The organism is Marinobacter salexigens (genome assembly GCF_002806945.1).
Classification (GTDB): Bacteria; Pseudomonadota; Gammaproteobacteria; order Pseudomonadales; family Oleiphilaceae; genus Marinobacter; species Marinobacter salexigens.
Genome location: NZ_NIHC01000001.1, coordinates 424,879 through 439,559, shown reverse-complemented (window position 1 = coordinate 439,559; position 14,681 = coordinate 424,879). Strand labels below are relative to the sequence as shown.

The 14,681-nt window shown below is 54.5% G+C and carries 10 protein-coding genes; 2 read left to right on the top strand and 8 right to left on the bottom strand.

Annotated features, from left to right (window positions below):
• Positions 1 to 105: 105 nt before the first annotated feature.
• A complete protein-coding gene (gene ftsH, locus CDH47_RS02055; RefSeq protein ID WP_239985546.1) occupies positions 106 to 2,049 on the bottom strand; it encodes an ATP-dependent zinc metalloprotease FtsH in 1,944 nt (647 codons plus the stop codon).
• Positions 2,050 to 2,370: 321 nt separating this feature from the next.
• On the opposite strand from ftsH, the gene yhbY reads away from it, so the two are divergent.
• The gene (gene yhbY, locus CDH47_RS02050) at positions 2,371 to 2,682 is read left to right on the top strand and encodes a ribosome assembly RNA-binding protein YhbY (RefSeq protein ID WP_100638158.1); all 312 of its coding nucleotides are present in this window, start codon (positions 2,371 to 2,373) and stop codon (positions 2,680 to 2,682) included.
• 94 nt (positions 2,683 to 2,776) lie between these two features.
• Here the strand turns inward: yhbY and greA are convergent, their stop codons facing one another.
• The 7 genes from greA to grpE all read right to left on the bottom strand — a co-directional run bounded on the left by greA (position 2,777) and on the right by grpE (position 12,747).
• On the bottom strand, positions 2,777 to 3,256 hold the full coding sequence (gene greA, locus CDH47_RS02045) for a transcription elongation factor GreA (protein WP_100638157.1): 480 nt from the start codon (positions 3,254 to 3,256) through the stop codon (positions 2,777 to 2,779).
• 4 nt (positions 3,257 to 3,260) lie between these two features.
• The gene (gene carB / locus CDH47_RS02040; protein WP_100638156.1) at positions 3,261 to 6,479 is read right to left on the bottom strand and encodes a carbamoyl-phosphate synthase large subunit; all 3,219 of its coding nucleotides are present in this window, start codon (positions 6,477 to 6,479) and stop codon (positions 3,261 to 3,263) included.
• A 90-nt stretch (positions 6,480 to 6,569) separates the two neighbouring features.
• Positions 6,570 to 7,700: a glutamine-hydrolyzing carbamoyl-phosphate synthase small subunit gene (gene carA / locus CDH47_RS02035; RefSeq protein WP_100638155.1), complete on the bottom strand. Its 1,131-nt coding sequence runs from the start codon at positions 7,698 to 7,700 to the stop codon at positions 6,570 to 6,572.
• A 394-nt stretch (positions 7,701 to 8,094) separates the two neighbouring features.
• Positions 8,095 to 8,895, bottom strand: coding sequence for a 4-hydroxy-tetrahydrodipicolinate reductase (dapB, locus tag CDH47_RS02030; protein WP_100638154.1), 801 nt, complete (start codon positions 8,893 to 8,895; stop codon positions 8,095 to 8,097).
• 24 nt (positions 8,896 to 8,919) lie between these two features.
• Positions 8,920 to 10,044 carry a molecular chaperone DnaJ gene (gene dnaJ / locus CDH47_RS02025; protein WP_100638153.1) on the bottom strand — a complete coding sequence of 375 codons (1,125 nt, stop codon included), beginning with the start codon at positions 10,042 to 10,044 and terminating at the stop codon, positions 8,920 to 8,922.
• A 77-nt stretch (positions 10,045 to 10,121) separates the two neighbouring features.
• The gene (dnaK, locus tag CDH47_RS02020; RefSeq protein ID WP_100638152.1) at positions 10,122 to 12,041 is read right to left on the bottom strand and encodes a molecular chaperone DnaK; all 1,920 of its coding nucleotides are present in this window, start codon (positions 12,039 to 12,041) and stop codon (positions 10,122 to 10,124) included.
• A gap of 103 nt (positions 12,042 to 12,144) precedes the next feature.
• Entirely contained in the window at positions 12,145 to 12,747 is a 603-nt protein-coding gene (gene grpE / locus CDH47_RS02015) for a nucleotide exchange factor GrpE (protein ID WP_100638731.1), read from the bottom strand.
• 246 nt (positions 12,748 to 12,993) lie between these two features.
• Between grpE and recN the strand changes: the two genes are divergently transcribed.
• Positions 12,994 to 14,673 (top strand): DNA repair protein RecN, encoded by a 1,680-nt coding sequence (gene recN / locus CDH47_RS02010; RefSeq protein ID WP_100638151.1) that lies wholly within the window; start codon positions 12,994 to 12,996, stop codon positions 14,671 to 14,673.
• Positions 14,674 to 14,681 lie beyond the last annotated feature (8 nt).

Sequence of the window (14,681 nt, the reverse complement as noted above, 5' to 3'; positions counted from 1 at the left end):
CTGGACAGGCGTACCAGAAACCGGAGAAGCAGTGCCTGGCAAAAACAAACGCCGCCCGTAGTCAGGGCGGCGCGAATCAGATTGAGCTATTTCAGACCGGAAGCCTTAATGCTCTCCTGCGGGCCGACCAACATCCGGCCGCTTACCGTCTTCGGCCGGCTTGGACTCAGGGGCAGAACCCGAACCACTTGCCTTGGCTCCACCTGCAGATCCTCGGTCATCCCAACCTTTCGGCGGACGTGGAGTGCGGCCCTCCATAATGTCATCAATCTGATGACGATCAATGGTCTCGTACTTCATCAAGGCCTGAGCCATGGCATCCAACTTGTCACGGTTGTCCACCAGAATTTCTGTCGCCTTCTCATAGCAAGTATCGATGATATTTCGGACTTCCTCATCAATGCGTTGCGCCGTTTCAGGCGAATAGACCGTTTGCGCCTGACCAGCGGAGCGGCCGAGGAACGGCTCTTCGCTGTCGGTATCATACTGCAAAGGCCCAAGCTTCTCGGACAACCCCCAACGTGTAACCATATTGCGGGCCAAGCTGGTGGCACGCTCAATGTCGTTCGAGGCTCCGGTGGTAACGCCATCAAAGCCGAGTGTCAGCTCTTCCGCAATTCGTCCACCAAACAGACTGCAAATAGAGCTGATCAGGAACCGCTTGCTGTGGCTGTACTTATCTTCCTCAGGCAGGAACATGGTTACACCAAGCGCCCGCCCACGGGGAATTATGCTCACCTTGTAAACCGGGTCATGTTCAGGCATCAACCGGCCAACAATTGCGTGGCCCGCCTCGTGGTAGGCCGTGTTCAGCTTTTCTTTTTCGCTCATCACCATGGACTTGCGCTCAGCGCCCATCATGATCTTGTCCTTCGCGAGCTCAAACTCTTCCATGGAAACCAGGCGCATATTGCGGCGAGCCGCAAAGAGGGCTGCCTCGTTCACCAGGTTGGCAAGATCGGCACCAGAGAATCCGGGCGTCCCACGGGCAATAAACGCGGGCTCAACGTTATCGTCCAAAGGCACTTTCTTCATGTGTACTTTGAGAATCTGTTCGCGTCCAATGATGTCGGGCAGCCCAACCACAACCTGGCGATCGAAGCGACCTGGGCGTAATAGCGCCGGGTCCAGAACGTCCGGGCGGTTAGTCGCAGCGATAACGATAACGCCTTCGTTACCCTCGAAGCCGTCCATTTCAACCAGCAACTGGTTCAGTGTCTGCTCACGCTCGTCGTGGCCACCACCCATGCCAGCACCACGATGGCGACCGACCGCATCAATCTCATCAATGAAGATGATGCAAGGGCTCTGTTTCTTGGCCTGTTCGAACATGTCCCGCACACGAGAAGCACCCACACCCACGAACATTTCAACGAAATCCGAACCGGAAATCGAGAAGAAAGGCACCTTGGCTTCGCCAGCAATGGCTTTGGCCAGCAGGGTTTTACCGGTACCCGGCTGCCCTACCATCAAGACACCCTTGGGAATGCTGCCACCAAGACGCTGGAACTTGCTGGGGTCCCGAAGGAAATCCACCAACTCCTTAACATCTTCTTTGGCCTCATCCACACCCGCTACATCGGCAAAGGTGGTTTTAATCTGGTCTTCGCTCATCAGGCGCGCTTTGCTCTTGCCGAACGACATGGGGCCTTTGCCGCCACCACCGCCTTGCATCTGCCGCATGAAGAACACAAACAACGCAATGATGATCAGAATCGGGAAAGCCGCAACCAACAGCTGCGTCCACAGGCTCTGGCGCTCGGGTTCTTTACCGATCACCTCCACCTTGTTCGCCAGCAGATCGTCCATCAGCTTGTTGTCCGCCACCTGAGGGCGAATTGTCTGAAACTGGGAACCATCGCCACGGGTGCCCTGAATTTCAAGACCATCAATAGTGACTTTGTTGACTTGGCCCTGCTGAACCATTTCAACGAATTGGGAATAATTGACTTGCTGACCGGTGGTGGTGGGAGAGAAATTCTGAAACACCATCAACAGTACCGCGGCTATTATCAGCCAGAGAACCAGATTTTTTGCCATATCGTTCAAGGATCATCACCTGTGAATTGAAGAGCAGGCCATCGAAGGAACTACTCTTTACTGACACCTTACACTAATTATACGTCTATCCACCAGAAACGGCCCATCCGTAACGGCCACAGAAAAACGTAGCTGCGGATCAACCTTGAGACGTTTCTGAACGCCGGATAAATCCCCATGTTCTTTGTATGTGGGCCTTATCTCGGAAATTACAACGCCTGCAGGGTGATCTGTATACAAGGTTGTCTGTTACAATCCGCCGATTATACGACGTTGCCAGCGAATATGCCGCTGACCTTTTGTTAATTGCACCGATAAAGAGATTACATCATGAGCCTTTCAGCGGAACAGCGCCGGGAATACCGCGCCATTGCCCACAACCTGAAACCAATCATTATTGTTGGCGACAAGGGCCTTACTGAGAACCTTCAGGAAGAGTTGGAGCGCGCCCTGAACGATCACGAACTCATCAAGATCAAAGTCGCGAGCCAGGACCGGGAAGCCCGCCAGCAAGCGATCAGCGCCCTGTGTGAAGCCAGCAATGCTGAACTGGTACAAACCATAGGAAAAATTGCTGTACTCATGCGCAGGGCAAAACAACCCAACCCAAAGCTCTCTAACCTTTTGCGCCACAAGAGCTGACATTCTCTAACGCTAATAAACAGAAAAACCGGCTGCGCACAACGCAGTCGGTTTTTCATTCTCTGCACGCCGAACTATGCCAGCGTCGCCTCCATCAGACGTACTCTACCTTTTCGATTTCATACTCCACTGTGCCAGAGGGCACGCGGATGGCAACAACATCATCTTCGCTCTTGCCAACCAGCGCGCGGGCAATGGGTGAAGAAATCGACAGCTTACCTTCCTTGATATCCGCCTCATCCTCACCAACGATCTTGTAAACCACCTGCTCATCTGTATCAACATTCAGCAGATGAACTGTGGTGCCGAAGATCACCCTGCCGGTGTTCTCCATAGCCGTTACATCGATCACTTGAGCTGCAGAAAGCTTGCCCTCAATCTCCTGAATCCGGCCTTCAATAAAACTCTGCTGCTCCCGGGCAGCGTGGTACTCGGCGTTTTCCTTAAGGTCGCCGTGCTCACGGGCGTCCGAAATTGCCGCGATAACCCGGGGGCGGTCGTTGGATTTAAGCTGCTGAAGCTCCTCGCGGAGGCGGGCTTCGCCCGCGATGGTCATAGGTACTCGTTCACTCATAATCTTACTTCCCTGCGTGTAGGTCTTGCAGACGGCGCACTGTACGCTCTGGACCAAATTTTATAGCTCGGCAGAAGGCTTCGCCACCCGCCAGCGTTGTTGTATAAGCCACTTTGGTTTGCAACGCCGACTGGCGAATCTGCGCCGAGTCAGACACAGCCTTACGGCCCTCTGTGGTGTTAATAATGAGCTGAACCTGGCCGTTCTTGATGGCATCAACAATGTGAGGGCGCCCTTCCCCAACTTTGTTAACCCGCTCCACCTCGATGCCCTCGGCACGGAGAGCCTTCGCGGTGCCGGTGGTGGCGACAAGCTGGAATCCAATCTCAACCAAGTCACGGGCTAGCTGAATCGCGCCTGATTTATCCACATCACGAACGGACATAAATACGGTACCGCTAGAGGGCAAGCGCTCACCAATGGCCAAAGAAGCCTTGGCAAAGGCCTCATCAAAGCTATCACCAAGCCCCATAACCTCACCAGTGGACTTCATTTCAGGCCCAAGGATCGGGTCTACAGATGGGAACTTGTTGAAGGGGAATACAGACTCCTTCACAGCGTAGTAGCTTGGCACCACTTCTTTGGTGAATCCCTGCTCTGCGAGCGAAGTGCCTGCCATAACACGAGCCGCTACCTTGGCCAGAGACACACCGATAGCCTTGGATACAAACGGCACTGTTCTTGAGGCGCGCGGGTTAACTTCGATCACATAGATCTCGTCATCCTGCCAAGCCAACTGTACGTTCATCAGGCCGACCACTTCCAGCTCAATGGCCATCTTACTGACCGCTTCGCGCATGGCATCCTGCACATCTGCCGGCAGCGTGTAAGGGGGAAGCGAACATGCAGAGTCACCAGAGTGAATGCCAGCCTGCTCAATGTGCTGCATGATACCGCCGATAACCACATCCGTGCCGTCGCAGATAGCATCAATATCTACTTCTATAGCGGCGTTAAGGAAGTGATCCAGCAATACCGGGCTATCGTTAGAGACCAGAACAGCGCTGCGCATATAGCGCACCAACTCGTCCTCACCATAAACAATTTCCATCGCCCTGCCGCCAAGCACGTACGACGGGCGAACAACCAGCGGGTAGCCAATCTCATTGGCCGCAACAATACCCTCTTCGAGACTGCGAACTGTGGCGTTTTCGGGCTGTTTCAGGCCCAGGCGCTGAATCATCTGCTGGAAGCGCTCACGGTCTTCTGCCCGGTCAATGGCATCGGGGCTGGTACCAATAATGGGAACGCCGGCTGCTTCAAGGCCACGCGCCAGTTTGAGCGGCGTTTGACCACCATACTGAACGATGACACCTTTAGGCTTCTCGATGTTGATGATTTCCAACACGTCTTCAAGGGTAATCGGCTCGAAATACAACCGGTCTGAGGTGTCGTAATCAGTGGACACTGTTTCCGGGTTGCAGTTGATCATGATGGTTTCGTAGCCATCTTCACGCATGGCCAATGCCGCGTGAACACAGCAGTAATCGAACTCGATGCCCTGACCAATCCGGTTGGGTCCGCCACCAATCACAACGATTTTATCCCGATCAGTCGGCTCAGCTTCGCACTCTTCCTCATAGGTTGAGTACATGTACGCCGTATCGGAGGCAAACTCTGCCGCACAGCTATCTACCCGCTTATAGACAGGGCGGATATTCAGATCGTGGCGCATTTTGCGCATCTCTACGTCTGATATAGCCAGCAGCTTAGCCAAGCGAGCATCCGAGAAGCCTTTACGCTTAAGACGGAACAAGGTGGCATGATCAATATCGGCCTTACCCGCAGTCTTTAAGGCTTGCTCTTCGCGGATAAGGTCTTCGATTTGTACCAGGTACCAAGGATCGACCTTGGTCACCTCAAACACATCCTCAACGCTGAGCCCTGCACGGAAGGCATCACCGATGTACCAAACACGATCAGCACCGGGAACGCTTAGCTCGCGGGTGAGGGTTTCGCGGGAACTCTCAGAGGTGTACTCCTCGAGCTGCTCATCAAAACCATCAGACCCGACTTCGAGCCCACGAAGAGCCTTCTGCATGGATTCCTGGAAGGTGCGCCCAATAGCCATAACTTCACCCACAGACTTCATCTGGGTAGTTAGGCGTGCGTCGGCTTGGGGAAATTTCTCGAAGGTAAACCTGGGAATCTTTGTAACAACGTAGTCGATGCTAGGCTCGAAAGAAGCCGGCGTTACACCACCTGTAATTTCATTGCGCAGCTCATCCAGCGTGTAGCCAATGGCCAGCTTGGCAGCAACCTTGGCAATCGGGAAGCCGGTGGCTTTAGAAGCCAGCGCCGATGAACGGGAAACCCGCGGGTTCATTTCGATAACAACCATACGCCCGGTGTCCGGATGAATACCGAACTGAACGTTGGAGCCGCCTGTTTCTACGCCTATTTCACGCAGTACTGCCAGAGAGGCATCCCGCATGATTTGATATTCTTTATCTGTCAGCGTCTGGGCAGGCGCGACAGTGATGGAGTCACCCGTGTGAACACCCATCGCATCGAAGTTCTCAATGGAACACACGATGATGCAGTTGTCGGCCTTGTCGCGGACAACTTCCATTTCATATTCTTTCCAGCCAATAAGCGACTCATCAATAAGCAGCTCTTTGGTTGGAGAGAGATCCAGCCCGCGGGTACAGATTTCTTCAAACTCGTCGCGGTTGTAAGCAATGCCACCACCAGACCCACCCATGGTGAAAGAGGGGCGGATAATGCACGGAAAGCCGATATCTTCGGCGACTTTCCAGGCTTCTTCCATGGAATGAGCAATTGAGGCGCGTGGGCATTCCAGGCCGATAGCCTTCATGGCTTTATCGAAACGGCTGCGGTCTTCTGCTTTGTCGATGGTGTCTGCGTTGGCGCCAATCATTTCTACGCCATGCTCAGCCAAGACTCCGTGCTTTTCCAATTCCAGCGCGCAGTTCAATGCTGTCTGGCCACCCATGGTTGGAAGTACCGCATCGGGCTTTTCTTTTTCAATTATTTTGGCAACGGTTTGCCAGGTAATCGGCTCGATGTAGGTGGCATCCGCCATCACCGGGTCGGTCATTATGGTGGCCGGGTTCGAGTTAACCAGGATGACTCGGTAACCTTCCTCGCGCAGGGCTTTACAGGCCTGGGCTCCGGAGTAGTCAAATTCGCACGCCTGTCCGATTACGATCGGGCCTGCGCCGAGAATGAGGATGCTTTTAATATCGGTCCGTTTCGGCATGTCTTGGTAAACCTGTCAGCAACGTTTAAATTCTTTCAGCGCAACAATGCGGCGCGTATCTGGGGTGATGCGTATATCCCTTGCCCGGCTTTAGGCCGTTCGGGCTTCCATCAACCGGATAAACTCATCAAACAAGGTCGCCACATCACCAGGCCCCGGGCTCGCCTCGGGGTGCCCCTGAAAACTGAATGCTGGCTTATCGGTGCGACGAACACCCTGCAAAGTGCCATCGAACAGCGACTTATGGGTAACTTCCAGCACGGCAGGCAAGCTTGCCTCATCCACAGCAAAACCGTGGTTCTGGCTGGTGATCATAACTGTGCTGTTTTCAAGACGCTGAACCGGGTGGTTGGCACCGTGATGGCCATGCTTCATCTTCATGCTTTTCGCGCCACTGGCAATAGCCAGTAGCTGGTGCCCCAAGCAGATGCCAAACACAGGAATTTCGGTTTCGAGTACTTCCTGGATGGCCTTGATTGCGTAATCGCAAGGCTCTGGGTCGCCCGGGCCGTTGGAGAGGAAGATCCCGTCCGGGTTCATCGCCAGCACATCTGATGCAGGGGTTTCTGCGGGCACAACTGTCACTTCGCAGCCGCGAGAGGCAAGCATGCGCAGGATGTTGTACTTAACGCCGTAGTCCCAAGCGACAACCTTGAATTTTGGTTCGCCACCTTCTGCATAACCTTCACCAAGAGTCCAGTCTCCCTGGGTCCATTTGTAAGGCTTGTCGCAGGTGACAACTTTTGCCAAGTCCATGCCTTCAAGGCCGGGAAAGGCTTTAGCCAGCTCAAGTGCGCGCTCTGCCGTAGCGTCAGCGCCAGCCACAATGGCGCCACTCTGGGAACCTGTCTCGCGGAGGATGCGCGTGAGGCGGCGGGTATCGATATCGGCTATGCCGACAATGTTATTGCTTCGCAGGTAGTCATCGAGCGTCTGCGCGCTGCGCCAGTTACTGGCGATCAGGGGTAGATCCCGGATAATCAGGCCGGCAGCCTGAATACGATCAGACTCTACATCTTCTTCGTTAACACCGGTGTTGCCGATGTGGGGGTATGTCAGGGTAACGAGTTGGCGGGAGTAGGACGGGTCGGTCAGGATCTCCTGGTAGCCGGTCATGGCGGTGTTAAACACCACTTCGCCGCTGGTTTCGCCGTCAGCGCCAATGGCGGTGCCGTAAAACAGGCTTCCGTCTGCGAGTGCAAGGATTGCGGGTGTGCTCAAGGCTTGTATCCTCATCGAGTGGCGTTTCGTTTCGTCACGTGCAGGAACGCAAGCGCAAATTCAGGTCGCAAAAAAGCGAGAGGGAGTTAAAACTCCGTCCCGCTTATTGTTATCCGGGGACTTTTTGGTCCCTTGGGCTTTTTGAAGCCTACGCTTGGTGCAGTTAAACCGCCTTATTGTATGAAATTTGCGGTTTTGTGTCCATGTAAAATCGCCCCTCACACTCGAGTACGCACCAAACACCGGCCGGCACTCGGTAGCTTTGCTCCGGGAACCGCTACGAGCACATCCATGTGCGCTTGTCTTCGGCCGTCCTTGGCCTTCGACATTCCCGGAGCAAAGCTACCGAGCACCTGCCTCAGAGCAGGGCCTCAACTCAACCTGCAAAAGCAACTCACTTCAGATTCAAAACATCCTGCATGTCATACAAACCAGCAGGCTTGTCTTTTAGCCACAGAGCTGCACGCATGGCACCTTTTGCAAAGGTCATCCGGCTGCTTGCTTTGTGAGTAATCTCGATGCGCTCGCCTTCGGTGGCGAACAGGACTGTGTGGTCGCCTACAACGTCGCCGGCACGGATGGTTTCGAAGCCGATTTCCTTGCGGGTGCGTTCGCCGGTGAAGCCTTCGCGGCCGTAGACAGCACACTCTTTGAGATCGCGACCGAGCGCTTCAGCAACCACTTCACCCATGCGTAGAGCTGTGCCGGAGGGGGCGTCTTTTTTGTGGCGGTGGTGGGCTTCGATGATTTCGACGTCGTAGTCGTCGCCCAGGGTGGCGGCAGCGGTGCGCAGGAGGGTGAGCACCACGTTAACGCCTACGCTCATGTTGGGCGCAAACACCACGGGGGTGGATTCTGCCGCCAGGGCCAGCTGCTGCTTTTCGGCGTCGGTCAAACCGGTGGTGCCTATGATCAGCATTTTGCCGTTGTTTTTGCAGAATTCGGCGTTCTCCAGGGTGAGGTCCGGGAAGGTGAAGTCCACAAGCACGTCGAAGTCGTCTTTTACGTCAGCCAGGGTACCCGCCATTTTGATGCCGGTTTTTCCGATGCTGCTCATTTCGCCGGCATCGGCTCCGATGAGGCTGCTGCCAGGCTCAACGATAGCTGCGCCCAGCTCGAGCCCTTCTGTGCCGTCAACCGCTTCAATCAGCACTTTACCCATACGCCCGGCGGCGCCGATGATTGCTACCCTCATGGCCTTTTCCTTATATGAAACTGATCAGAATTTCATTTCGTCGAAGAAGCTCTTAACACCCTCAAACCAGGAGGTTTTCTTCGGTGCGTGATTGTTGCCGTTGCTGCCATCCAGGGTTGTCTGAAACTCTTGGAGGAGTTCTTTCTGGCGCTTGGTCAGGTTAACCGGCGTTTCAACGATAACCCGGCACAGCAGGTCACCAGCCGGGCCTCCGCGAACGGGGCTGACACCCTTGTTACGCAATCGGAAGAGCTTTCCGGTTTGGGTCTCCGCCGGAATTCTCAGCTTCACGCGACCGTCCAGGGTCGGCACTTCCAGCTCACCGCCGAGTGTGGCGTCGATGATGCTGATAGGCACCTCGCAATACAGATTGCGCCCTTCACGGGTGAAGATTGAGTGCTCTCGAACGGACATCTGCACGTACAGGTCGCCCGGGGGGCCACCGTCGATGCCCATTTCGCCTTCGCCGGAGAGCCGTATGCGGTCGCCGGTATCGACTCCAGGTGGCACTTTCACGGAAAGGGTCTTCTCTTCCTGCACTCTGCCCTGCCCATGGCAGGATTTACACGGGTTCTTGATGATCTGGCCGGACCCACGGCATGTGGGACACGCCTGCTGCACGGCAAAGAAGCCCTGCTGCATGCGCACCTGACCCATACCTTTACAGGTTCCGCAGGTTTCAGGGCGGGAACCTTTCTCAGCACCGCTGCCGTCACAGGTATCACACTCCCGATGTCCGGGAATAGTGATTTTGACAGTTTTTCCCTTTACCGCTTCTTCAAGATCCAGGTCCAGTGTGTAACGTAGATCCGAGCCACGGGTATTGCGACCACCTCGGCCACCACCGCCAAAGATATCGCCAAATACATCACCAAAGATGTCGGAGAAGTTGCCGCCGCCACCGAAGCCGCCGCCCGCTTGCCCGTCAACTCCGGCGTGACCAAACTGGTCATAGGCCGCACGCTTGGACTGGTCTGCCAGCACTTCATAGGCTTCGCTAGCCTCTTTAAACTTGTTCTCGGCGTCTTTGTCTTCCGGGTTACGGTCGGGATGATATTTCATTGCGAGCTTTCGATACGCTCGCTTGATTTCTTTCTCGTCCGCGCCCCGGGAAACTCCGAGAACCTCGTAATAATCGCGCTTGACCATGCTTCAAAACCCTGTTTTTTAAACGAGGAAAACGCGGATCAGCTCCGCGTTTTCCAACTACCTGATGTACGTCAGAATTACTTCTTTTCGTCGTCTTTGACTTCTTCGAACTCGGCATCCACTGCATCGTCAGTGGACTGAGCTTCTTCTTGCCCACCAGCTTGCTGTGCCTGGCCGTCCTGATCTGCGTACATCTTCTGGGCCAGCTCGCCAGACACTTCGGTCAGCTTCTGAGTCTTGGCCTCAATGTCATCCTTGTCGGAACCGGTCAATGCTTCTTCCAGATCCTTGATGGCAGCTTCGATCGACTCTTTCTCACTGTCGCTGACCTTGTCTCCAGCGTCAGTCAGGGTCTTGCGCACAGCGTGAACCATGCCGTCACCCTGGTTACGAGCCTGAACCAGCTCTTCAAACTTGCGATCTTCCTCAGCGTTTGCTTCGGCGTCCTGCACCATCTTTTCGATTTCGTCGTCGTTCAGGCCAGAAGAAGCCTTGATGACGATGGACTGCTCTTTGCCGGTCGCCTTGTCTTTTGCAGACACGTTCAGAATACCGTTAGCGTCGATATCGAAAGTGACTTCGATTTGCGGCACACCACGGGAAGCCGGCGGAATGTCGGCCAGGTCGAAGCGGCCCAGGGACTTATTCTGCGCTGCCTGTTTACGCTCACCCTGAACAACGTGAATGGTCACCGCTGTCTGGTTGTCCTCTGCTGTTGAGAACGTCTGGGACTTCTTAGTCGGAATCGTGGTGTTCTTGTCGATCACTGGTGTAGCAACACCACCCATGGTCTCAATACCCAGGGTCAGCGGAGTCACGTCCAGCAGCAGTACGTCTTTAACGTCACCAGAAAGTACAGCCGCCTGGATTGCTGCACCCATGGCAACAGCTTCGTCCGGGTTTACGTCTTTACGGGCTTCTTTGCCAAAGAACTCTTTAACTTTTTCCTGAACCAGCGGCATACGTGTTTGACCACCAACCAGGATAACCTCGTCGATCTCGCCAACACTCAGACCCGAGTCTTTCAGGGCAACCTTACAAGGCGCAAGGCTGCGCTCGACCAGATCTTCTACCAGCGACTCAAGCTTGGCGCGGGTCAGCTTCACGTTCATGTGCTTGGGGCCGCTCGCATCTGCTGTGATGTACGGCAGGTTAACGTCGGTCTGCTGGCTGCTGGAAAGCTCAATCTTTGCCTTCTCACCGGCTTCTTTCAGACGCTGCATGGCCAGCGAGTCGCCGCGCAGATCGATACCGCTGTCCTTCTTGAACTGGTCGGCCAGGAATTCGATGATTTTCATATCGAAATCTTCACCACCCAGGAAGGTGTCGCCATTGGTCGCGAGCACTTCAAACTGGTGCTCACCGTCCACATCGGCAATTTCGATGATGGAAAGGTCGAACGTACCACCACCCAGGTCGTATACAGCTACAGTGCGGTCACCGCTCTTCTTGTCGAGGCCATAGGCCAGAGCTGCTGCGGTCGGCTCGTTGATAATGCGTTTCACGTCCAGACCAGCAATTCGGCCAGCATCTTTCGTGGCCTGGCGCTGACTGTCGTTAAAGTACGCAGGCACTGTGATAACGGCTTCAGTTACCTTCTCGCCCAGGTAATCTTCTGCAGTCTTCTTCATCTTTTTCAGAATTTCTGCAGACACCTGAGGCGGCGCCATTTTCTCGCCCTTCACTTCAACCCAGGCATCACCGTTGTCTGCACCGGTAATAGTGTAAGGAACCATTTTGATGTCTTTCTGAACAACATCATCTTTAAAACGACGCCCGATCAGACGCTTGATAGCATAAATAGTGTTTTGGGGGTTGGTCACCGCCTGACGCTTGGCGGACTGACCCACCAGAATCTCACTGTCATCTGTGTACGCGATGATAGAGGGCGTGGTGCGATCACCCTCTGCGTTTTCGATAACCCGGACTTTGTCACCATCCATGATGGCAACACACGAGTTTGTCGTTCCAAGGTCAATACCGATAATCTTGCTCATTGGTTAACTCCAGTTCTTCTGAATGCTGTACTTAATGATTGTCCGGAAACATCTAGCCCGACGGTTTCTATTTAATGGCTATATTGGCGCTTTAGCTGGCTTTTCAAGCCTGCTCATCAATTTTTGGTGCATCCTGGGCCTTCGCCACCATTACCATGGCCGGACGCACCACACGCCCGTTAAGCAGGTAGCCCTTCTGAACCACTGCGACCACACTGTTCGGCTCTGCATTCGGCGCGGGCACCATCGACATGGCTTCATGCATCTGGGGATCAAACGGCTCACCCACAGGATTCACCGGCTCAACGTTGAACTTTTTCAGGCTCGTGACAAAAAGACTCAGCGTCATTTCCACACCCTGACGAATAGAAGCAACTAACTCGCCGGCGCCTTCTTGCCCTTCGGTGCTCTCCACCGCCTTTTCAAGACTGTCTGCCACTGGAAGCAGCTCTTTAACGAACTTCTCCAGCGCAAACTTATGCGCCTTTTCGACGTCCATCTCGGCCCGACGCCGCACATTCTGCATCTCAGCCTGTAAACGCAACATCTGCTCCTGGGAATCCTGAAGCTGCTGGCTTAGCGCCTCAAGCTCAGAAATCTCTTCCTCCTGGGCTTCCTGCGCCCCTGCTTGCGCCTCTTCCGCTGCCGCCTCAACGGCCTCTTTCAACTCATCTACCTGTTCGTTGCGGTTTTCATCGGTGCTCATGAATACTCCTGCCAGATCTTCGGCGGCCGGCTTAAACGCGGCCAATTGAACATGGGCTCCAGCCTCACAGAGCTGGAAGGATGCTATTGCGAACGGATATGGGGTTCGCCGCTCAGGTTTCAACCATTAGCGGTTGCAATTCCTGAAGAAAATTTCCCGACAGGTTTGCAAACCCCAAAAACCCTGTATATATTCACAGTCACTGTATGTAAGAACAGTATCTTTTCAAGAGCGGAGGTTATCTGCATGCTCACACAGCTCACCGTTTCCAACTACGCGATCGCCGAAAGAGTAGAACTGCAATTCAATAAGGGGATGACAGCCCTGACAGGCGAAACAGGAGCGGGCAAATCCATTGTGCTGGATGCCCTGGGACTAGCCATAGGCGGTCGCGCCGATGCGGGGGCTGTGCGCCACGGCGCAAAACGCGCAGACATCACTGCCACCTTCGATGTTTCGGGCATTCCCGAGGCCCTGCACTGGCTGGAAAGCCACGAACTGGATGACGACAGCGACTGCATTCTGCGCCGGGTAATCAGCAAAGATGGCCGCTCACGAGCCTACATCAACGGCCAACCTTGCCCACTTGCACACCTGAAAGACTTAGGCGGGCTACTGATGGATATCCATAGCCAGCACCAGCATCAATCGCTTCTGCGCAAAGATACCCACCGAAAACTGATTGATGAATACGCAGGTGCTGAGGATCTCGCCAACCAGACCCGCGAAGCATGGAAGGCATGGAACCATACGCGCACAAAGCTGACTGAACGGCAGCAGAACGCCGAAGAATCAGAAGCCCGACTCCAGCTCCTGCGCTATCAGGTAGAAGAACTCGACCGCCTAGCCCTTGAAAGCGGCGAGCAGGAGCAACTGGAACAGGAACAAGCACAGCTAAGCCAGGCCGATGCAATCCTCCACGGCAGCCATCAGGCAGCTTTACTGTGCACCGAGGAAGACACCAGCGCCGCTGGACTGGTGCGCCAGGCACTGCAACAACTGGAGCAGCTTCCCGTTGAAATACCGGCCTTAGCTGACACCATTCAGATGCTCAGCGAAGCACAAATCCAGATCAGCGAAGCCGGCGACAACCTCCGCCATTTTGTAGATGATTACGAAGCAGACCCAGCACGCCTGTCTGAAGTCGAAGAAAGACTGAGCGCCATATACCAAATGGCTCGCAAACACCGCATAAACGCCGAGGAGCTCCCGGAGTTTCATAAGCGCCAAAGTTCAGAGCTGGCAGAGCTGGATGGCGGCGAAGGCAGTCTGGAACAGATGGAAGAGGAGCTGGAGCTTCTGCATCAAAACTTTAATAAACTGGCAAGCAAGCTTTCAGATATCCGCGCCAGGGCTGCAGGAGAACTGGACCAGCGCATTGCAGGCGAGCTGGCTCAACTGAGCATGCCCTCGGTACAGTTTGTTACCCACCTGAACCGCAACAATCAGGGTGAACCTGCACCGCACGGACTGGAGGAAATCGAATTTCTGGTGAGTGCCAACCCCGGACAGCCGGCAAGACCGCTTGCCAAAGTAGCCTCCGGGGGTGAACTGTCACGAATCAGCTTGGCGATCCAGGTAGTTGTTGCACAAACGTCCACCACTCCAACTCTGATTTTTGACGAAGTTGATGTTGGCATTGGCGGTGGCACCGCCGAGGTGGTGGGTAAACTCCTGCGATCTCTGGGGGATGGTGGCCAGGTTATCTGCGTGACGCACTTGCCGCAGGTAGCAGCCCAGTGTCATCAACACTTGTTTGTCAGCAAGTTTACCCAGCAAGACGCGACTTTCTCGAAAATCGAATCTCTGGACGACCAGGGAAGAATCAGTGAAGTTGCAAGAATGTTGGGCGGTGTGGATATGACTGAACAAACCGTTGCCCACGCGGCTGAAATGTTTTCCAAAGGACAGGCTACCCATCACTGAGCAGATGG